The 20,311-nt window shown below is 62.3% G+C and carries 19 protein-coding genes and 1 tRNA gene; 9 read left to right on the top strand and 11 right to left on the bottom strand.

Features of this window, described 5'->3' with window-relative positions; genetic code table 11:
• Positions 1-444 precede the first annotated feature (444 nt).
• From gor to QMG84_RS15360, 4 genes are all read right to left on the bottom strand, one after another.
• A complete protein-coding gene (gene gor, locus QMG84_RS15375) occupies positions 445-1,821 on the bottom strand; it encodes a glutathione-disulfide reductase (RefSeq protein WP_281928959.1) in 1,377 nt (458 codons plus the stop codon).
• On the bottom strand, positions 1,818-2,540 hold the full coding sequence (gene rpiA, locus QMG84_RS15370; protein ID WP_281928957.1) for a ribose-5-phosphate isomerase RpiA: 723 nt from the start codon (positions 2,538-2,540) through the stop codon (positions 1,818-1,820). Before rpiA ends, gor begins: the two co-directional genes overlap by 4 nt.
• Before the next feature lie 112 nt (positions 2,541-2,652).
• Complete coding sequence (locus QMG84_RS15365) at positions 2,653-3,441, bottom strand: HAD-IIB family hydrolase (RefSeq protein ID WP_281928955.1); 789 nt, start codon at positions 3,439-3,441, stop codon at positions 2,653-2,655.
• 14 nt (positions 3,442-3,455) lie between these two features.
• Positions 3,456-3,857 (bottom strand): hypothetical protein, encoded by a 402-nt coding sequence (locus QMG84_RS15360; RefSeq protein ID WP_202072100.1) that lies wholly within the window; start codon positions 3,855-3,857, stop codon positions 3,456-3,458.
• A 111-nt stretch (positions 3,858-3,968) separates the two neighbouring features.
• Here QMG84_RS15360 and QMG84_RS15355 point away from each other — a divergent pair, with 111 nt between their 5' ends.
• Both QMG84_RS15355 and QMG84_RS15350 read left to right on the top strand, forming a co-directional pair.
• Positions 3,969-4,664: an HAD family hydrolase gene (locus tag QMG84_RS15355; protein WP_281928954.1), complete on the top strand. Its 696-nt coding sequence runs from the start codon at positions 3,969-3,971 to the stop codon at positions 4,662-4,664.
• Between the two features lie 50 nt (positions 4,665-4,714).
• Positions 4,715-4,789: transfer RNA gene (locus QMG84_RS15350), tRNA-Val, on the top strand.
• A 511-nt stretch (positions 4,790-5,300) separates the two neighbouring features.
• On the opposite strand, the gene QMG84_RS15345 is transcribed toward QMG84_RS15350, so the two are convergent.
• The 7 genes from QMG84_RS15345 to QMG84_RS15315 all read right to left on the bottom strand — a co-directional run bounded on the left by QMG84_RS15345 (position 5,301) and on the right by QMG84_RS15315 (position 14,364).
• Positions 5,301-6,239, bottom strand: coding sequence for a hypothetical protein (locus QMG84_RS15345; protein WP_281928952.1), 939 nt, complete (start codon positions 6,237-6,239; stop codon positions 5,301-5,303).
• Positions 6,240-6,527: 288 nt separating this feature from the next.
• Positions 6,528-8,111 (bottom strand): ATP-binding protein, encoded by a 1,584-nt coding sequence (locus tag QMG84_RS15340; RefSeq protein WP_281928950.1) that lies wholly within the window; start codon positions 8,109-8,111, stop codon positions 6,528-6,530.
• A gap of 409 nt (positions 8,112-8,520) precedes the next feature.
• Positions 8,521-10,362 carry a hypothetical protein gene (locus QMG84_RS15335; RefSeq protein WP_281928949.1) on the bottom strand — a complete coding sequence of 614 codons (1,842 nt, stop codon included), beginning with the start codon at positions 10,360-10,362 and terminating at the stop codon, positions 8,521-8,523.
• Between the two features lie 132 nt (positions 10,363-10,494).
• Positions 10,495-11,589 carry a glycosyltransferase family 4 protein gene (locus tag QMG84_RS15330; RefSeq protein WP_281928947.1) on the bottom strand — a complete coding sequence of 365 codons (1,095 nt, stop codon included), beginning with the start codon at positions 11,587-11,589 and terminating at the stop codon, positions 10,495-10,497.
• A gap of 36 nt (positions 11,590-11,625) precedes the next feature.
• Positions 11,626-11,976: a GtrA family protein gene (locus QMG84_RS15325; RefSeq protein WP_281928945.1), complete on the bottom strand. Its 351-nt coding sequence runs from the start codon at positions 11,974-11,976 to the stop codon at positions 11,626-11,628.
• A gap of 178 nt (positions 11,977-12,154) precedes the next feature.
• Positions 12,155-13,009, bottom strand: a complete 855-nt coding sequence (locus tag QMG84_RS15320) for a class I SAM-dependent methyltransferase (protein ID WP_281928944.1) — start codon at positions 13,007-13,009, stop codon at positions 12,155-12,157.
• A 71-nt stretch (positions 13,010-13,080) separates the two neighbouring features.
• On the bottom strand, positions 13,081-14,364 hold the full coding sequence (locus tag QMG84_RS15315; protein WP_281928942.1) for a glycosyltransferase family 2 protein: 1,284 nt from the start codon (positions 14,362-14,364) through the stop codon (positions 13,081-13,083).
• 285 nt (positions 14,365-14,649) lie between these two features.
• Between QMG84_RS15315 and QMG84_RS15310 the strand changes: the two genes are divergently transcribed.
• The 7 genes from QMG84_RS15310 to glf all read left to right on the top strand — a co-directional run bounded on the left by QMG84_RS15310 (position 14,650) and on the right by glf (position 20,199).
• Complete coding sequence (locus QMG84_RS15310) at positions 14,650-15,438, top strand: division plane positioning ATPase MipZ (RefSeq protein ID WP_281928941.1); 789 nt, start codon at positions 14,650-14,652, stop codon at positions 15,436-15,438.
• 98 nt (positions 15,439-15,536) lie between these two features.
• Positions 15,537-15,809: a hypothetical protein gene (locus QMG84_RS15305; RefSeq protein ID WP_202072106.1), complete on the top strand. Its 273-nt coding sequence runs from the start codon at positions 15,537-15,539 to the stop codon at positions 15,807-15,809.
• 149 nt (positions 15,810-15,958) lie between these two features.
• On the top strand, positions 15,959-16,189 hold the full coding sequence (locus tag QMG84_RS15300) for a hypothetical protein (RefSeq protein ID WP_202072107.1): 231 nt from the start codon (positions 15,959-15,961) through the stop codon (positions 16,187-16,189).
• A 297-nt stretch (positions 16,190-16,486) separates the two neighbouring features.
• The gene (locus QMG84_RS15295; RefSeq protein WP_202072108.1) at positions 16,487-16,753 is read left to right on the top strand and encodes a hypothetical protein; all 267 of its coding nucleotides are present in this window, start codon (positions 16,487-16,489) and stop codon (positions 16,751-16,753) included.
• A gap of 145 nt (positions 16,754-16,898) precedes the next feature.
• Positions 16,899-17,765, top strand: coding sequence for a phenylalanine 4-monooxygenase (gene phhA, locus QMG84_RS15290; RefSeq protein WP_281928938.1), 867 nt, complete (start codon positions 16,899-16,901; stop codon positions 17,763-17,765).
• 249 nt (positions 17,766-18,014) lie between these two features.
• Positions 18,015-19,067 (top strand): glycosyltransferase, encoded by a 1,053-nt coding sequence (locus QMG84_RS15285; protein WP_281928937.1) that lies wholly within the window; start codon positions 18,015-18,017, stop codon positions 19,065-19,067.
• Positions 19,060-20,199, top strand: a complete 1,140-nt coding sequence (glf, locus tag QMG84_RS15280; protein ID WP_281928935.1) for a UDP-galactopyranose mutase — start codon at positions 19,060-19,062, stop codon at positions 20,197-20,199. Before QMG84_RS15285 ends, glf begins: the two co-directional genes overlap by 8 nt.
• Positions 20,200-20,311: the final 112 nt, after the last annotated feature.

Here is a 20,311-nt window from a genome sequence, read left to right as displayed (position 1 = left end):
CGGCCCGCCGGCCCTTTCCCTTTCGGTACTCGGGCCGCGTGTTGCGGGCGCGAAAACTATGCCCAGCCTTTGCGTGGGATTTCTCCCGCGCAATCTCCCCACGGAGGAGAGGCCCGGCGGGCGGCGCCGGAGTCCCGCACGGAACGAGGGTCGCGTCCCGCGCTTAACCGACCCCGCCGGCGCCGCCGACCCTGACGACGCCCCCGCAAGTTGGCGAGGCGGGAGCGAGTATAGGGGCGCTTTGGAGGGTGGGGATAAAATGAGCGGGCGAGATAGGCCCTCATCCGAACCTCGCTGACGCGAGGGCCAGCTTCGCCCGCAAGCGAGAGAAGGGGAGAGCGCGAGAAAGCATGGGCGCCTCTGGACCGCGAGCCTTCAGGCTCGCCCCGCAATGCGAGCCTGAAGGCTCGCGGTCCCGTAAGAATAAGGCGCTGGCAGCTCCCGCTAACCCTCGCGCCTGATCTTCCGCGCCGGCGCCCGCATCGTCACCAGCTCTTCGGCAGCCGTCGGATGCACGGCCATGGTCGCGTCGAAGTCGCGCTTGGTCGCGCCCATGTTGAGGGGAATGGCGAGGAGCTGCGCCATCTCTCCCGCCTCGGGGCCGAAAATATGCGCGCCGACGACGCGCTGGCCTTCGGCCTCGACGATGAGCTTCATATAGATGCGCTCGGAGCGGCCGGAGAGCGTCGCGCGCATCGGGCGGAAGCTCGTCTCGTAAATATCGAGCGCCGCGTATTTCTCTTGGGCGGCAGCCTCCGTCAGCCCGACCGCGCCCACTTCGGGCGTGGTGAAAACGGCGCTCGCCACATTGTCGTAGTTCACCGAGGTGGGCAGATCGCCGAAGACGGTGTCCGCGAAAGCATGGCCCTCGCGGATCGCCACCGGAGTCAGATTGATGCGGTCCGTCACGTCGCCCACCGCATAGATGGACGGCACGTTTGTGCGCGACTGCGCGTCGACGATGATCGCGCCATTCTCGCGCGTCGCCACGCCCGCGCGCTCCAATCCGAGATGTTGCGTGAGCGGCCGGCGGCCGGTGGCGACCAGCACGGCGTCGACCTCGCGCGTCTCGCCGTCGCTCATGGAGACGGCGTAGCCCTTGGCGCATTTGTCGATGCGCGTCGGCAGCGCGCCGGCGTGATGCGCAACGCCTGCCGACGTCAGCGCCTCGGCGACGCGCTTGCGCAAGTCTTCGTCGAAGCCGCGTAAAGGGAGATCGGCGCGATAGGCGAGATAGACCTGCGCGCCGAGCCGCGCGAAGACGCTCGCGAATTCGACGGCGATATAGCCGCCGCCGACGATCAGCAGCCGCTGCGGGAAAGTCGGAAGGTCGAAGATTTCATTCGACGAGAGGCCCCATTCGAGGCCGGGAATATGCGGCGCCAGCACCGGCGCGCCGCCCGTCGCGATGAGGATGTAGCGCGCGCTTGCCGTGCGCCCGTCGGAGAAATGCACGGCGTTCGGGCCCGCGATGGTCGCGCGGGCGCGGATCAACTCTACTTTCGCATTGCCGAGCGTCTGCTCGTAGAGGCCGGAGAGGCGGGTGATCTCCTTCTCTTTCGCGGCGACGAGCGTCGGCCAGTCGAAAGAGGCGTCGCCCACATGCCAGCCGAAGCCCTTGGCGTCCTCGAACTCGTCCTTGAAGCGGCTCGCGAGCACATAGAGCTTCTTGGGCACGCAGCCGCGGATGACGCAGGTGCCGCCGACGCGGAATTCCTCGGCGATGGCGACCTTGGCGCCATGGCTCGCCGCCACGCGCGCGGCGCGCACGCCGCCCGAGCCCGCGCCGATGACGATGAGATCGTAATCGAAGCCGCTCATAGCGCGCCGCCTGTCACGTCGCCGACGATGCGCACGCCATCCTTGCCGGCGACGAAGATCGCCGTGGCGAGGCCGATGAAGAGGCCGTGGTCCACGACGCCGGGAATGGCCCGCAGCCGCTCGGCGAGCGTCTCGGGCGCATCGATCGCCCCGAAGGCGCAGTCGTAGATATAATGGCCGCCGTCGGTGAGATAGGGCGCGTCCGGCGCGCTCATGCGCAGCGTGATCGGACCCTCCAGCCCCAAGCCGCGCGCGACGCGCTCGATATGCAGCCTCGTCGAGCGCGCGCCGAAACGGTCAATCTCGACGGGCAGGGGAAAGGCGCCGAGCGTCTCGACCTCCTTCGTGGCGTCGGCGATGACGAACATGCGCTTGGAGGCCGCCGCGACAATCTTTTCGCGCAGCAAAGCGCCGCCGCCGCCTTTGATCAGCCGCAGCGATGCGTCGAACTCGTCGGCGCCGTCGATCGTGAGGTCGAGCTCCGGCGTTTCATCGAGCGTCGAGAGCGTGATGCCGAGCCCCTCGGCCTGGAGGCGCGTGCGCTCGGAGGTCGGCACGCCGACCACCTCAAGCCCCTGGCGCACACGGGCGCCGAGCAGATCGACGAAATGCGCGGCTGTGGAGCCGGTGCCGAGCCCAAGGCGCATGCCGTGGGTGACCGATTGAAGCGCCGCCTCGGCGGCGGCGCGCTTCATGGCGTCAGCGGAAAAGGGCGACATGGTGTGATCCCGCGCCGCGGGAGAGGCGGCGAAACCCGCGAATAGGAGCTTGCGGACGCAAAATCAATCGTCGCGGTCGCAATCGCCCGGGCGGCCCGCCGCCGCTTCCGCTCTACCGCGTTTTTTTTGCCTGTATCACCGCGTCGGCGATTTCGACGAAGCCGGCGCCGCCGGGGCCTTGCGTGATCCAGGCGGGAGGCGTCGAGATTTCCGACAGATAGTCGCGGACCGTGCTGACGCCGACGGTGTGACGGAAGAAGGCGAACATGGGCGCGTCATTCGTCGAGTCGCCGGAATAGAGCACTGCGTCGCGATCGTCGTCGATGTTGAGGCTGAATGTTTCGGCGAGGACGCGACGGGCCATTGCGAGCTTGTCATAGCCGCCGATCCAGCCGAGAATCCAGAGGTTGTTGACCGTCGCATCCGCGCCGGCCTCCTTCAGCGCGGAAAGAATTTTGCCGCAAAGAACGGGGTCGTCCGGCCGCGCAAAGGCGACGCTCGTCAGTCGGAATGGCTGGTCTTGCGCGAGCCGCGCCTGCGGAAGGGCGCCTTGCACGGCCTCGGCAATCGCCTGCAAACGGGCGGCGACCTCCGCGCGCGCCGCGTCCGGATGCCAAAATGTCCGCGCTATGTCGTGCCCGCTGGGATCGCGCTGGAAAAAGAACCCGCCGTTCTCGCCGATGACGCCGTCGACGGGCCACATGCGCGCCATCTGATCGCACCAGCCCGCCGGAGCGCCAGTCACCGGGATGACCGTCACGCCGGCGTCGCGCAACCGCTCCAGCGCCGAATAGGTATCGGCGTGGAGGCGGCCGCGATAGGTCAGCGTCTCGTCCATGTCCGTGAGAACGAAGCGAACGCTCGCGAACTCAACCGCCGTCGCCTGCGCCAGAGGCTTCATGTTCGCCGGCTCTCTCACTTTGCCTGGGGCGTGCAGACGACCGAGCTTTCGTTGAGCACGAAGCAGATCGACATCATGCCCGAGCGCAGATCGACGCGGAAGACGCCGCCTTCGCCCGTATGGCGCGAGGCGACGAGCGCATATTCGCTGAAGGTTCCGGCCTTGGCGCCTTCGCCCGGCGGATAGCATAAAGTGACGCCGATCGCGGTGCCTTCCTTCAGGCCATATTGGCAGGCGCCGATTTCGCCCGTCGCCTTGTCGAGCCGGAAGACGCGGTTGAGGTCGGTCTGCGGGGCGGCGAGAAATTCGTAGTTTCCGGCCGCGAGCGCAGCGCCCGTCGCCAGGAGCGGCCCGAGGGCGAGCGATGCGGCGCGCAAACGGCGTCCCCGGCCACCGAAAAATTGCGAAAGACGCATTCCTTCTCTCCTGTCGCGAATCGGTTGCGCGCAGTCTACACGCCGCCTTTCGGCGCGAAAATCGGGCGGCGGCGCTTGATCGGCGGGCGCGCGCCCTTTAGGCCCAGGCGCATGACCCAGCGCGCGCCCATTCTCGTCTTCGATCTCGACGGCACTTTGGCGGACACCGCCCATGATCTCATCGCCACCCTCAATGTGCTGCTGGCCCGGGAGGGCTTGCCGATGGCGCCGCCCGCGTCGGCGCGCAGCATCGTGGGGGCGGGGGCGCGGGCGTTGATCGAGCGCGGCTTCGCCCTCAGCGGCGCGCCGCTGCCGCCGGAGCGGGTGGAGCCGCTGGTCGTCGAGTTCCTGGCCCATTACGAGGCCCATATCGCCGATGAGAGCCGCCTGTTTCCCGGCGCGCTGGCGGCGCTCGATCGCTTCGGGGACGCCGGCTTCACGCTCGCGGTCTGCACCAACAAGCCCGAGCGGATGGCCCGGCTGCTGTTGGAGAAGCTCGGGGCCGCCGATCGTTTCGCGGCGATCTGCGGGCGCGGCACCTTCCCCATGCACAAGCCCGACCCGCGCACTTTGGAGCTGACCATTCAAACGGCGGGCGGGGATCCGGCGCGGGCGGTGATGGTGGGCGACTCCAAGACCGACATCGACACCGCCAAAGGCGCGGGGGCGCCGGTGGTGGCGGTCGATTTCGGCTATACGGAGATCCCCGTGACCGAGCTCGCGCCCGACCGGGTGATCTCGCATTTCGACGAGCTTTGGGCGGCGGCGGAGTCGATTCTCCCGCCTTCCGCCTTCACGCGCACTTGACGGAACGCCCCGCCCTCTCTTACAGGAGGGTTCCTCGCGTCCGACGCGACGGGCGATTAGCTCAGCGGGAGAGCACTCCCTTCACACGGGAGGGGTCGCAGGTTCAATCCCTGCATCGCCCACCACTAACAAGCGCACCGTCAGCGATGAAATTATCGACCGCGATGCCGAGCGACGGTTGGGCTGGCGAGGCCGCGAAGCCGGCGACCGCTTAAGAGGGGTCGTCGACAGCAAGATCGCGGCTGAGATCTGTGAAGCCCGGCGCGACGCGGCTTATGATACGAGTCCGCTTGCTTGGTTCGGTGTCATTCCCCGCTGGCTGAAAGCCCGACCGGGAATCCAGAGCCACAAATGCGCTGGTTTTACCCAGAGCCCGTCATTGCGAGCGAAGCGAAGCAATCCAGGGCAGCGATGCGGCTCTGGATTGCTTCGTCGGCTCCGCCTCCTCGCAATGACGGCAGGGGTTTCCTGTGTGTCCAAACGGCGCGAGCGTCGGGAATGTACATCGAAGCGATCCAGCGGATCTCGTATGAGGATCGGAAATACGGTCCGCCGGACGCCAGACGCGGACTTTACCGTGCCATTCCGTAATGGGACCTATAGGAACGCCATGGGCGCGCGCCCTCAAATCTAATTCTAATCTTCAACCTTCTCAACCTCTTCGAATGCCCCATCACTAAAGAGCAGGTTCCGCTCCTCTGTGGGCGACTCTGATCTTGCAACCCTAATTTGCAGATCATAGCGATCCCCCCATTCAGAGGCGCCGATGCTCAGCACTCGCGCGACTTCAGGGCTTTTGTTGCCGGGGCCGTAATCTAGCCGCACCCACATTCCCTCCTTGAAATCACTTTTACGAAGGAAGCGCTTAACTCTCCAAACAGCGTTGTCATGTTCAAACAGAGTCTCGTCGGCCAACTGATCTGGGAGCCTATTGGCTTTCTTTTCGGATGCCTCATGCTGCGGCTCGATTATTGGGGGCGCGGGACGTACTCTCCCAATCTGGTTGGGACGGTTCCATTCTGCCCCTTCAGCACCCAGCTCCTTTGCAAACTGCCTCATGAATTGTTCGTAGTGGGTGGACAGCTCTGCATCTGGCGCTTCCTCGTTTGAAAAGAATCGCGCCCAGTTGCTATCCCATTCGCTTAACCAGTATCCTTGGGCTGTCGCCAGTTTCAGTCGTATAGTTGCGGGTTTTCCGAACCCGTTGAATTCCCTAAAACATGCTTCGATGAATTTCTGATAAGCTACGAATAGCGCCTCGTCGAATAACGGGCGATATATATGCATTTGCTTATCGCATGCCCGCTTTTTTTCTAAAACATCACTAGGAGTGAGCGTTCTCCAGTTGCCAAGGAAAAATATATAACAAAATATAGCGTTTACTTCCGGCGCTACTTCTTTATATAAAACAAGCTTTTGCTTTATTAATTCCTGGTTTGCCGCCTTCTTCTTATCTGTAAGAATGCCGCTTTTAGCTAATATTATTGACAAATATAAGCCGATCGCGGGCGTGGCAAGTTTAATCAACAGGTCTGCGGCGGTTCCATATTCCTGCATAAAATCGTGAATAGTCATGGATACCTCCCGATCCAGAAAGATAACCGGAGGTCCCAATCATTTCCCAATCTGCTCCGGATTTGCAATCATTTATGCGATAAAGCGCGCGTACAAATAAAGCCCCGGAGCCAGATGTCTGGCCACAGCCCCTATCCCAACAGAGCACAAACGTCCCTTGTTTTCGACCGGCTACCCTGGAGCGCGGAAGGACGAACGTCCTCTCACTGGCGCGCCGAGCACTTTCCTTGGGGCGTTGCGCATCGAATTTTGAACCTTCGAGCGCAAGCGCGAAGGCGCCTGTCTCATTTACGAAGCGGCGTTTCCCGCCATCGCGCGGACCCTGGCGGTCAATTCGTCCAGAAGGAACGGCTTGCGCAGGATTTGCATATTTGGCGCGAGCCGCAACGTCTCCAACGAATTCCCCGCATAGCCCGTAATCAGCAGCACCGGTAGCTCCGGCCGCTTGGATTGAGCGGTTTCGGCGAGCTGGCGGCCGTTCACGCCCGGCAGGCAAACGTCGGTGATCAGCAGGTCCAGCGGCGCGTCGGACTCCAATTCCTTCAGTCCGGCCAGGCCCTCGCTGGCTTCGACGACGGTAAAGCCCATTCGGGCGACCGCCTCGGCGATTTGCGCGCGCACCTCCGCCTGGTCCTCGACGACGAGAGCTTTTCCACGATGGGTCGACTCGGACAAAGCCGCTGCTTCGATGCGGGGGCGATCTTCAGCGGCGACGCAATCCTTTACGGGCCCGCGGCCGGGAAGATAAATCCTCACGCGCGTTCCCCCGCCAGGATGGCTCTCGATCCGCACGAATCCGCCGGATTGTTTGACGAAACCATATATCTGGGACAAGCCGAGGCCCGTGCCTTTGCCCGTCGGCTTGGTCGTGAAGAAAGGTTCGAACACCCGGCTCAGGACCTCACGGGTCATGCCCTCGCCGCTGTCGGTCACCGCGATCTCGACGTAGTTTCCCGGCTGCGCGCCGGGGGTGTCCGGGTCGGCGATCAGCTCCCGATCCGCCGTGGCGATTTGAAGCGCGCCGCCTTCGGGCATGGCGTCGCGCGCATTGATGGCGAGATTCAGCAGAGCGCTCTCGAGCTGCGAAGGGTCGCAGGCGACGTTCCAGCGCGCCGGCGCCAGGCGTAGCTGCAGCTCGATTTCGGGCCCCAGAGTCCGACGCAGCAACTCTTCCATTTCGGCGACGAGCCTGCCGGGCTCGATGACGCGCGGCGTCAACGTCTGGCGCAGCGAGAAGGCGAGCAATCTGTTGATGAGGCTCGAGGCGTTGTTCGCGGCTTTTTGTATGGCGGCGACGGCAGGCTTGATGTCTTGGGCGCGCCCGATCTCGATCTGGTGTTCGATGACGCTGATCGACCCCACGATCACCTGAAGCATATTGTTGAAGTCATGCGCGATGCCGCCCGTCAATTGCCCGATCGCCTCCATCTTCTGCGCATGCGCCAGGCGTTCCTCGCTCTCGCGCAGGGCGGCGTTGGCGTCGCGTAATTGGGCGATCGACGGGAGGGAGAGAAAATCCGGCAGCTTCCACCACAGCACGATCGCCGTGGAAATCGAGGCCAGCGCCGTCGCAGCCTTGACGACGCCCTGAATGCCGTAGAGCGGCGTCCAAAGCGTGGCCAGATCGAGCCAATGGGTGGTGCCGCAAAGCATGATGAAAGCGGCGAACAGCCACAGCATCGGAGGAAAGATGAGATCGCGGCGCCTTCTTCCGATAATGCCGAGCGCCATGGGGATGGAAAAATAAGCGACCGCGATGGCTGTGTCGGAAATCGCATAAAGCCAAATCAGCTCGGGTTCCCAAAGCAGGCAATAGCCGTGGGGCGCGAGCCCGGACGCGCCAAACAGCCACTCACTCAACGCGGATAACATGTGCCGCAACTCCCGTCGCCGCGAGAAACCGCCAAGCCCTCGCTAATCCCTTGAACGCGCCGCGAGAGCCGTTTCGGCTATGCCTCCCCAAGCAGGTGGAGGCCGGAATTTCAAGCTGCGCCATGGACATAATATACCCAGGGCGGCAGTTTTTCGCTCCGTGTGCGCTCGTAATGCCATTTCCGTTTAAACTGCTCGGATTGCCGAAAGCTCGACCGGAATCCAGAGCAGCAAAGGCGCTGATTTTGCTCAGCGCCCGTCATTGCGAGCGAAGCAAAGCAATCCAGGGGCCGCGATCTGGCCCCTGGATTGCTTCGTCGGCTCCGCCTCCTCGCAATGACGGCGGTGAACCAATCAAGCCGAACTCGTATAACAAGCGCTCGAGCTTCAGTATCCTGCAGCAAAGACTTTACGGGCCTGTGGAACGCGGCGTCGCGCAGGGCGCCCCTGCCATTGTCGCTCGCAATTTCATACGGCGCTGCTCTTCGGCAGCCCGCAGTTTCGCGCGAAGGTCGCCCTCGGCGGCGACCTGACTGCCAGGGTCCGGCCGTATCCCATATCTGCGCCCTTGCGACGCATCGAAGAGGGAGACGCTATGCCTTTGGCAGAGCCTTACGAGATCGGTCTCGTCCATCAGGGTGAGGCCGAGCACGATCGGCCTGTTGCGCAGAAACGGATCGTTGCGGACGAGATCCTCGCTGAAGAGGAGGTCGCTCCCGTCGAGAATGACGAGATCCGTTGGGGCGCGCGCGATGGCGGCGCTGGCTCTGGCGTAGGGGGCCGCAAAGTCGTGCGCCTGCTTTGCATGCGCGGGGAAAAGGAGGAATGCGGCAAAGGCGCTCGAAATGGCGACGATCGATCGGCAAGCCGCCATTTGCGCGGCGCTTGCCTGCGCCGTAACGCCGACCCAGCCATAGGCCGCGAGCAGCGCCAGATTGCCGATCAGCCCGTGTAAATAACGGTACCCCCAGCCATGGCCCTGATAGGTCATGATAATCATCATCGCGTAAAGCGTCAGCGCGACCCCGGCGGCCAGCTCGCGCGCAATGCCCGTTCCCTGGCGTATCTGGCCATAGGCGAGGAGCGCCAGAGGCAGAAGAAGCGGGTTTTGCCAGCCGACGAAGCGCAAAATGTTCATCAGCATGATGGCGAAGCTATTCTTCTCGCCGGTGAGGATCTGCTCCACCGCGCGATCGATGAAATCGAGAAGCCCCGCGCCACGCGCAGTTTCCGCAGTCATGCCCTGGAGCTCCAGGGCGATCTGAAAATAGCGCATCCAGAACAGGCAGATGACCGCATAGCTGACGCCATAGACCACCGCCAGAACGCGTCGCTTTTTCCACCACAAGCGAAGGATGAAGGGCGCGGCGAAGAGGGGATGAAAAACGACCTGGTGCAGGCCGCAGGCGAGCGCGCCGACGAGAATGGCGCCCGCATGTCCGATTTTGTCGTTTCTGAGAAAGAGCCAGAGCCACAAGAGATTGAGCGCCAAATGGGCGGTCATCGCATAGCTTGTCATGGCGGTGACGAGCGTCTGCGACGAGGTGGCGATCATCAGCGGCGCGATAATGGCGGCGTCGCGGCGGTCGGGCCAGAGCCGTCGCGCGACGCCATAGGCGGAAAGGACGGCGATCGCCAGCAATATCGGGCTCGTGAGGTTGGGATCGGCCCATAAGCCGACGACAGCGCGAAGCAGCGCGTTGCCGGGGAGATATTGGGAGGAAAAACCCATCTGCTCCGCGATCGGAAGCATGAAACGCGGGGCGAGCGCTTGCGAGAAGGGGCGCCACTCCGGCGCGACCGGCGCGATCAATCGACCGGTGCGAAAAATCACGGCGTCGAATTCCGCGAGAGCCTCGTCTCGAGCAAGATGGTAGCCGTCGAAGACGAGCTGCGCGCCGATGGCGCCGCAAAGGAAGACCAAGGCGGCGAGCGCGAGCGCAACGAGGCCGGGGGAAATCCTGTTGGGGAGCGCGGCCGAGAAAACCATCGGAAAACGCAAAACGCTGCAAGCGGCCAGGAAAACGGCGATCGCCACAAGCCAAAAAGCATCCTGGGCGCGGAAAAAATATTCCGCTAACGCGGCGGCGGGTCGAAGCGGATAGAGCGTGACCGCGACATAAGCGGCCGAAGAGACGGCAATGATCGACGCGGCGCAGGCAATCAGCGCGTGACGAAGTGCAAGAGGCGCCCGGTGCGTGGGGAAAACCCGGTCACGGACGATGTCTTTCTTACCAAGTTCCATGTTCATGATAGGCAACCAAACTAGAAGCTGGCGTACAGGACGCCTGAGGCGGCGTCGTTCGCCGGTTTCGGCTTTTCCTTCATTTTCCTGACGCGCTCGGCTGTTCCTTTGGCAGCCAAAGCCGCTCGAGACGCCTGGCTACGATTTCCCAATCATATGCCTCGAGGCCCTCGAGAGGGCGAAGCGCCTCTTTACGAGACAGCGCAAGGCCGATCTTGGCCGCAAGGTCGTCCTCCGATTCATCAGCCAGGAAGCCGTTGACGCCTCACGGATCAGCGCCTGCGCCGCGTTGTCCGGATGACGCAGGGTCACCACGGGAATGCCGGCGGCGTTGGCCTCTAGCGCCACGAGCCCGAATCCTTCGCGCCGTGAGGGAAGGGCTAGAACGCTTGATGACTTCATCAATGCGAAGACTCGTTCGTTTGCGTCGATTTGGCCGAGAAAAAGAATATTCTTCGATAGGCCGAGCGACGCGGTCATTTGAATCAGGCGTTTTTCTTCGGGGCCTGTTCCGATAATCAGAACGCGAATATTCGGCCGTTCGGCCTCGAGTCTCGAGATGGCTCGAACAAGCAGGTCGACGCCCTTATGGCTGATAAGTCTGCCGACATAAATGACGTCGCTTTGCTCTTCTGCATGACCAACTGCCGCAATCGCCTTAGCGTCTACGCCGAGAGGCACGGTCTCGATCTGACAGGTCGCGCCATTCGCGCGTAAGCGCGCCGTCGTGAGTTCGCAATCAGAAGCGATAGCGTCAGGGAGCGAGAAGGATATTCGTTCCGTCAGATAGCCGATCGCGCCGGCTGGGCCGCGCATATATTTGAACCAATAATCACGTCCCCAGACCTCATGCCATATGGCTGTCATCCGTCTTCCTCTGAGCCAGGCGACGATCCGGGCGCTATAGAGTGGGAAGAAGGGCATGTGATCGACGTGGAGCACGTCGAAGGGCTCGAAAAGGAGTTTGAATACGGAAAACGCGAAGAACAGCGCTTGCGCGGTCGAGCGGCGATCGCCCCTGTAAAGCGGTCTGAATTTGCAAAGCCCGTGGAAATAAACTCCCTCTCTTTCAATGATTGCAGGACCGCCCCACCAGTTCATCGTGTAGATATGCACTTCCTGGTCCGCGCGACGGAGCCTTCGGCATATCTGATGCAGGATCATTTCGCGCCCGCCCTTGTTCCACGGCATGACCGCGTCGCAGACGATGGCAATGCGCCGAGGGGAGATCATCTTTCCACTTCCGGCAACCGTGGGGCTTCCGGCGAACTACCTTCGGATTCGATCGCCCATCGGGTCGCTATCAGATTCCAGAGTGACAGCATTGCCGTCATGGCCGGCCCCGCGATGTAAATTGGTAGCCTGAGGATGTGACAAAACACATAGATTAGGGCGAGGCTGATTGGAGAGCATCGCGATGCAGTAGCGCAGGAAGGCGGCCCAGGTCGGGCGCTCGCGGAACACAAAACCGGCCTGAAGAGCGTAGCCGATCATGAGACTTGGTGGCACGGTCGCCAGCGCTGCACCGATCGGCATGAGCCCCAGCATCACGAAGTAAATTAGCAAAGCGTTGTTTAATAAGGCGCATGTCACGCCGACGATTGCAAAACGCGCGAACATCGGGGCGTCGAACCAGGTCGAGAGTTTTAGGAAGCATTGGCTCCGCATCGTCACCTCGGGCGAAGGCGCCTGTGTCCCGCACTGAGGCCCTTGTTCCGGTTTAAGGCGAGATCATTTACCGAGCCTTGAAGACGCTTCGTCAACGGCGGCGTCCTTTGCGCAGGCGCATCGTTGGGCTTCAAGGCTTGTGGCCGACCAACAGCAGGCATGACGCGCTCTCGGGGGCGAGCCAAAGACTGTCATTGTCGCCTACGGGAACCCCGAAACTGACAGCGCGCGCCATTGCCGTGGCGAGAAAATCAGGCAATTTTGCTCGGTTCAGAAAGTCTCGCATTCCCAGAGTTCGTTGAATCTCGATGGGCTGCTTAAGTCCGCCGAAGATGGAATAGAATAAGCCGCCAGTCATGCGAGACAGGGTCTCCCAGCGGCAGGTCTGATCCCGATCCAGATAGCCGAGAGCATTATCTAGCTGGAGTCCGTGCCGCGAGAGGACTTCGCGCCAGCCTTCGTGATCGAGGTAATTCAGATGCGCGAGGCGCTGGTCGAGCGTCTTCAGATAGGTCTCACGGGAAACGCCGGGACTGAGCGGGCCGGCAAGGTTCTCTCGAAACCTCGGCCCAGGGACCGTAAACAGGAACTGCCCGCAACGCTTGAGCACGCGGGACGCCTCGCAAAGCGTGGAGTCGAGCTGAGGGATATGTTCGAGCACCGAGTTTGATAGAATGAAATCGAAACTCTTTTCTTCCTCCGGGATGGCGTCTCCTTGCGTGACATGGACGCGATCGTAGAAAGAGAACTTTCGAGCGGCGCCGGCTTCCAAGGGATCCGGATCGATTCCGACTAATTTGCGGGAGCCCGTGTGCGATAAGAGAATGCGGGTCAATATGCCATCGCCGCATCCCAGATCGAGCCCCAGCCCTTGCGGCAGGCCATGTCGTATCAACGCGCCGATTTCGATCGCCCGCCAATAGGCAGTGGCTGGCTGCGCCGGGTACGCCGCAATAAACTCGGAGAGAAGGTCTTTGCAGGTCATCTGGCGTTTTCCGTAAGCAGGCTTTGGTCGTTGAACCGGTGGGAGCAGTGACTAGGACAAAGGCGCGCGGTTCAGCCTGTGGCGCGATCGAAGCGCCTCTGGCGGGTCGACTCCTGACCCGTTCGTTCCTGCCGCCGCCTGGGCGGCGAAAGATCGACGAATCTGGCTTCGTTGCCGTTGATGATTGCGAGCAGGAACCCGCCCAAAGCATTTTGCGCGCCTAGGACGATCAGCGTCGTTCCGAGGACCGCTGGTAACACATTGCCAATCGCGACAAAGTGATGCCCCGACCAATAGCTCAGCACGCCGAGCAGGATCGCCAGGCCAACGAGCATGGCGCCCGCGCCCGAAACGAGCATGGCTTCGAGCGTCGCCCATCTGGCGAGGCGCGCCTCCCAGAGGGCGGGCCGGCGATAGCCCTGCCGGCGGCCGTAGAGATGGCTCGCGGTCGCAAGAAGCACGGCGACATGGGAGAGGCCAAGAAGCGCGCCGGCCAGGATGATCCAGTAATTGCCGAAAGGCGATTCCTTAGGCGATCCCAGCAGCGCGCTCGAGCCGGCGACGCCGAGGATGACGAGCGAGAGCGCCGCGGCGAAGGCCGCAGGCGCCGCAAAGACCCATGCGGGACTGAGCATCAGCAGATAGCGAAGGTGCCGCCAACCGTCCCGCCAGGGACGCAGATGGGGCGCGCGCCCACGCAGATCCCGCCGCAGGATCACCGGCGTTTCGACGATCTTCTGGCGCTTGAGCGCGGCCTTGATGATCATCTCGCTGGCGAACTCCATGCCCGCGCCGCCGAGAGCGAGCCGCTCGAAACATTCTTTCGTCAAGGCGCGCAAGCCGCAATGCGCGTCGCTCACGCTCGCGCGAAAGAACAGGTTCAGGATGAAAGTGAGGACGGGATTGCCGATGTAGCGATTCTTCCAGGGCATGGCCCCGGCTTCGATGCCGCCCTTGAAGCGCGAGCCCATGCACAGGTCGGCGCCGCGCGCGAGGGCGCGCACCATGGCGACCGATTCGGTGAAATCATAAGAGCCATCCGCGTCGCCCATCACGAGATAGCTTCCGCTCGCCGCCTGCATTCCGCCGATCAAGGCCGCGCCATAGCCGCGGCGCTGGACGTCCACCACGCGCGCGCCCAGCGCCCGCGCGATCAATTGGCTGCCATCCGTGCTGCCATTATCCGCGACGACGATCTCGCCGGAGAGTCCGAGGTCGGCGCGCATGCGCTCCAGCGCCGCGCGGGCGTTGGCGATGCAGGCTGGAAGCGACTTGGCTTCGTCGAGGCAGGGCATCACGATGGAGACGTCGGGGCCATATGCACGTTCCCCGGAGATCGCGACCAGACCGCTCATAAAACCCCTCGGACCTCGGCAACGCCCAGCCTGCCGAAAGCGGCGCAGATCGCGTCAAGCCTGCGGTGATTCTGACGAGGGAGGGTTTATCGAGCCTTAACGAGCCTCACGGCTTCTTTTTATCGCGTGAGGCGGCAAATTTTCTTTCAGCAACGCCATCGCCGGTTGTATCTTTCCCGATGCTTCCCTCGGCACGGAAGCGGGCGGCCGCCAATTTGCAGCTTCTGGCGGCGCCAAGCGTCGCGCGTCAGTTCCCGGCGTTTCAACCCTGAACCAGGCGGGGGCATGCATATCGTCGCATTCGTCGCCCAGAAGGGCGGCTCCGGGAAAAGCACGCTCGCGAGCAATGTCGCCGTCGCCGGCCATCTTGCGGGCGAGCGCGTCTTCATCTGCGATCTCGATCCGCTGCAATTGCTGGTCAAATGGTCGAAGGCGCGCAAGGCGGTCGACGTTCCGGTCGAACATATCCCGCCGGGCAAGCTCGCGCCCGCCTTGGCGGCGCTGGCAAGCAAGGGCGTGACGCTGGCGGTGATCGACACGCCGGGGGCCGATCCGGCCGCCTGCGAAGAGGCAATACGGGCCGCGGATCTTTGCGTGATCCCGGCGCGGCCCAACACGCTCGACATATGGGCGAGCGAAGCGACCCTGGCCAAGGTGCGGTCGTGCGGCAAGGATTACGCTTTCCTTCTCAACCAATGTCCGCCCGCCCAGCAGGGCGTTCGCGTCGAGCGCGGCGCGCAGGCCTTGCAGCAGCTCGGGGCCCTGCTGGCGCCGCTCGTCTCCACCCGCGTCGATTATCAGGACGCTATCCGCCTCGGCCTCGGGGTCGGGGAGCTCAACCCGAGCGGCGTCGCCGCCCGGGAGATGCGCCGGCTTTGGGCCTCGCTGCGGGGCCGACTCGAGGAGAACGCCAGATCGGCGGCGCCGGAGCTGTCCCTGTTCCCGTATCGGAGCTTCTTCGATCAGGCGATCAAGGCGCACGACTTTTACGCCAGCTTCCTGAATGCGCTTTTGCCAGCCGACAGGGGGACGGCGGAACGGCCGCCGCCGGAAGACGCCGCCCGGCGGCGGTGATTCGTAAGCCCCGGACCTTCTTTCGCAAGCGCGCGTTAGGAGCCAATGGGCGCCGGGCGTCTTTCGCCGGCCCGGCGCATGATCCGGCGGAGGAAGCAATGGTCGTCGCCGTCGAGACGCTTTATCTCACCGCTTTGCTCAGCGCTTTCATCGGCCTTGTCGGTCTGTTCGCCCTCGCCGGTCCGGCGGCGCGAACCTCGTTGCGGGCAAGGCAAAGCCTTCTCGGAGTCATTGTCGCGGCGACGGCGGTCTCGCTCTCGTCATATGTTCTTTATGCGCTCAGTCCACATCAGGAGGCGCGTCAGGCCACCTATGGGGCCTTAACCACGCCGGGCGGGTTTTCCTCCCGGATGGACTCGTCGCCTCGGTAGGAAATCGAGCGCGCGCAGAAGCTGGAGCGCGTGCTTGCAAAAAGCCTGTCGATTTTTGCGGATTTTGCGCCAAGCGGCGCTTGCCGCCGGTCCCCTTTAATTTATCGTCTCCCATCCCAATATGCAGGCGAAACGATCGGAAGGGCTCTATGACTGACAACACCCATGACGATATGGACGGCCTGTCCGACCCCTTCAGCTACGAGGATCTCGTTTCCCAGCGGGCGATGGCCTTCTACCATGTCGCGCGTTTGACCGACACGGTGCAGGACGACGCGGTGAAAGAACTGTGCCTCACAATGCTGCGCAAGCTCAACGCCAGCATCAAGGCGCCCTCCACGGCCGAGCTGCGCACATTCGAGGGCAGCAAGCCCCGCTGACCGGTTGTGGTAAAGCTGCAACAGCACAGCTTTTTTGGAGCTTCGGCCCCCGTCGAACACAGTTTTGCCATAGCTCACGCGTGCAATCATCGTGTGCTCTCCTTGGGCATTTCCTCCCTGAACTTGGGCCGCTGGCCGACCAGCGGCTCTTTTTTTGGCCCGATGGGCGTTTTTCGGCCCTCGCCGGGCAGCGACCGCGGTCAGGGCGGTTTCGCCAAGGCTTCCAATCGCGTATGATCCGCTCAGCCTGCGCTGAGCGCCGCAGGAAATCCAAATCAATCGAGAAGGGACGTGTGAATGCGCATTTTTATCCGGCTTTCGGCTTTGCTGGCGATCACCGTGGCCGCGCCGGCCCTGGCTGAGGGCACCGCCTCCCAGCGCGCCGCCTGCGAGGACGACGCTTACCGTTTCTGCCAGGCCCAGGTGCCGGACGCCGTCGCGATCGAGAAATGCCTGCGGGCCAGCGCGGCCAGCATCAGCCCAGCCTGCCGCACCGAGTTGGGCCTTGCTTCGCCGGCGTCCGAGACCACGCCTCCGTCGGGCGGCAAGAAGCGCAAGCACTGATCGATCGGCGCGGGCGTCTCGTCCGCGCCTTCTCATTTTTTCAAGATTTTTGATTTTTCGCGCGCCCCGGAGCACGCTTGCCGCGCCGCTACACGCCGTCAGCCCCCGACATAGATAGAAGCGTGGGGGGAGGGCGAGGTCTTCCATGGCCGAAGCGTCACAGTCACACAATCGCGCCGCCGAGGCGCCGCGGAACGGCGGCTGGACGATCGCGCAAAACTGGCGCTCCTATACGCAGGACGAACACGACCGCTGGAGCCGCCTTGTCGCGCGGCAGGAAAAGCTTCTGCCGGGCCGCGCCTGCGACGCCTTTCTCGAAGCCAAAGAGACGCTGAAGCTCCCGCGCCATTGCATTCCCGATTTCTCGAAAGTGAGCGATCGCCTCTCCCGCCTGACGGGCTGGCGCATCGCGCCCGTCGCGGGCCTTATCCCCGACGACGTCTTTTTCGATTGTCTCGCCAATCGCCGCTTTCCCGCCGGCGCCTTCATCCGTTCGGAGCGCGCGCTCGATTATCTTTCCGAGCCAGACGTGTTTCACGATGTCTTCGGCCATGTGCCGTTGCTGGCCGATCCTGTCTATGCGCGTTTTCTCGAAGCCTATGGCAAGGGCGGCCAGCGCGCGCTGAGTAGAGGCCAATTGCACAATCTGGCGCGGCTCTACTGGTATACGGTGGAGTTCGGCTTGATCCGCTCCAGCGATGGGCTGCGCATTTTCGGCGCCGGCATATTGTCGTCGCCGGGCGAAACCGTTTTCTCGATCGAAGACACGTCACCCAATCGGATCGCTTTCGATCTCTTTCGCATCATGCGAACGAAATATGTCATCAGCGATTATCAGCAGATCTATTTCGTCATCGACAGCTTCGAGCAGCTTCTCGACCAATGCTACCAGGATTTCGGCGCGTTTTATGATCGCCTGCAGGCGGCGCGCGATATAGAGCCGCACGAACTTCTCCCTGACGATCACGTCATCACGACGGGCGATCTGCGATACTTTCGTACGCGGCATTGAAGGTCGAAATGCGCCCCGTACGGGCGCTGCGCTGGCTGGCGGCTATGCGGCCCCTTGGAACAAAAGCGTTTCCGAGCTGTTTCGACAAGGGCGGCAGAGCAACGCCCGTGCAAAGACGATGCGAGCGGGAGCTACGCGGACAAGGAGTCACCAATGGCGCGTGCGGTACATGAGACGAGCGCTTCATCCCATCTTTTATGCTTTTCACATTTGCGTTGGCGTTTTGTTTTTCAACGTCCTCAACATCTCATGACCCGCGCGGCGAAAGAGTTCCAAACCTGGTATTTCGAGGAGCCCGAGTTTTTCGACGGACCGCCTGTCTTGCGCATAGAGACGGATGAAGCGTGCAACGTCTCGGTCGTCACGCCGCTCGTGCCGAAAGGGCTGAACGAGCCAGAGACCAACGAAACATTGAAAGCGCTTTTGGCGCGGCTTTTGTCGCGGATTCAGCCAAAGCGATTGATTGCCTGGTATTACACGCCCATGGCGCTCCGCTTCACGCATGAGCTCGAGCCCGATGGCTGCGTCTACGACAATATGGACGAACTCTCCGCCTTTGTCGGAGCGCCGGGCGACATTGCCGATTGGGAACGCCGCTTGCTGGAGAAATGCGACGTCGTCTATGTCGGCGGCCGTTCGCTTTACGAGGCCAAACGCAATCGGCATCCAAATATCCACGTCTATCCCAGCAGCGTCGACGTCGCGCATTTTCGTGTGGCGCGGACCATGCGCGACGCGCCCGAGGATCAGGCGCTCATTCCGCATCCGCGCATGGGATTTTTCGGCGTCATCGACGAGCGGATGGATCTCGACATCGTCGCCGGCGTCGCCGCGCTTCGCCCGCAGTGGCAATTGGTGATGGTGGGCCCGACCGCGAAGATCGATCCATCGCGGCTTCCAATTGCGCCGAACATCCATTGGCTCGGGTGCAAGAGCTATGAGTCGCTGCCGCGTTACCTGGCGGGATGGGACGTTGGTTTTATGCCTTTCGCGCTGAATGAGGCGACGCGTTTTATCAGCCCCACAAAGACGCCCGAGTTTCTTGCCGCTGGCGTCCCATTGGTGTCGACGCCGATCGCCGACGTCGTCGAGCCTTATGGAAAGGCGGGGCTCGTGGAGATCGCAAGAACGGCGGAACAATTTGTCGAACGCGCGGAATATCTGCTGCGCAGACCGAAAGGACCCTGGCTGAGAATGGTCGACGCGCATCTTTCCGGCATGTCGTGGGACAGCACATGGGCGGGGATGGCGGGGCATCTGAATTCGATCTCGCACAGAGGCATGGAGGCGCGTCGTGTTTGACTGGCTGATCGTCGGCGCGGGCTTCGCCGGAAGCGTTCTTGCGGAACGCATTGCGTCTCAACGCGGAGAGCGGGTTCTTCTCATCGACAAAAGGGCGCATATCGGCGGAAACGCCTATGACCGGCATGATGAAGCCGGCGTTCTCATTCATCAATACGGACCGCATATTTTTCATACCAATTCCGAAGCGATCTTCAGCTATCTTTCGAAGTTCACGCGGTGGCGTCCCTATGAGCACCGTGTGCTGGCGAAGGTCGATGGGATGCTTTTGCCGATCCCCATCAATCTCGACACGGTCAACAAGCTTTTTGGCCTCTCACTCGACTCCGAGGGCCTCGCCGCATGGTTTGCGGCGCGCGCCGAGAAGAGAGAAGAAATCAAAAGCTCCGAAGATGTCGTCGTCGCCACTGTGGGACGCGAGCTCTATGAGAAATTCTTCAAGGGTTACACGAAGAAGCAATGGGGCGTCGAGCCGTCGCAGCTCGACAAATCCGTGACGGCGCGCGTGCCGACGCGCGTCAACAGGGACGATCGCTATTTTACCGACAGCCATCAATACATGCCCACGGACGGATATACGCGCATGTTCGAACGCATGCTCGATCATCCCAACATCAAGATCATGTTGCAAACGGATTTCGAGGAGATACGCAACGAAGTCGATTATCGGCGTCTCATCTACACGGGCCCGATCGACGAGTTTTTTGAGTTCCGTTTCGGCAAGCTGCCTTATCGGTCGTTGCAGTTCAAGCATGTGACGCTCGATCGGCCGTGGCTCCAGCCCGTCGCCGTCGTGAATTATCCGCAGACGGAGGCTTACACGCGCGTCACCGAATATAAGCATCTGACCGGACAGCGCCATGAGAAGACGAGCGTGACCTTCGAGTATCCGTGCGATAGCGGCGATCCCTATTATCCCGTGCCGCGCGCGGAGAATATGGAGCTCTATAAAAGATACGAGAAACTCGCGCTGGCGCAGAAGGACGTCTGGTTCGTCGGGCGGCTTGCGACCTACCGCTATTACAATATGGACCAGGTTGTCGGACAGGCGCTCGCCTCGTTCCGTCGCATCTGCGCCGAGGTTGCGCCGCCGAAAAACCGTGCGCTGGCGAGCGCCGTGGCGGCGGAGTAATACCATTTCCGTTGAACAGCTCTCATTCGAGTTTGTCATTCCCGGCGGGCTGAAAGCCCGACCGGGAATCTAGAGCCAAAATGGCAGTGGTTGCTCTGGATTCCCGATCGCT

The organism is Methylocystis iwaonis (assembly GCF_027925385.1).
GTDB lineage: Bacteria > Pseudomonadota > Alphaproteobacteria > Rhizobiales > Beijerinckiaceae > Methylocystis > Methylocystis iwaonis.
The sequence above is the reverse complement of the archived record's forward strand: the minus strand, read 5'-3'. Positions and strand labels throughout refer to the sequence as shown.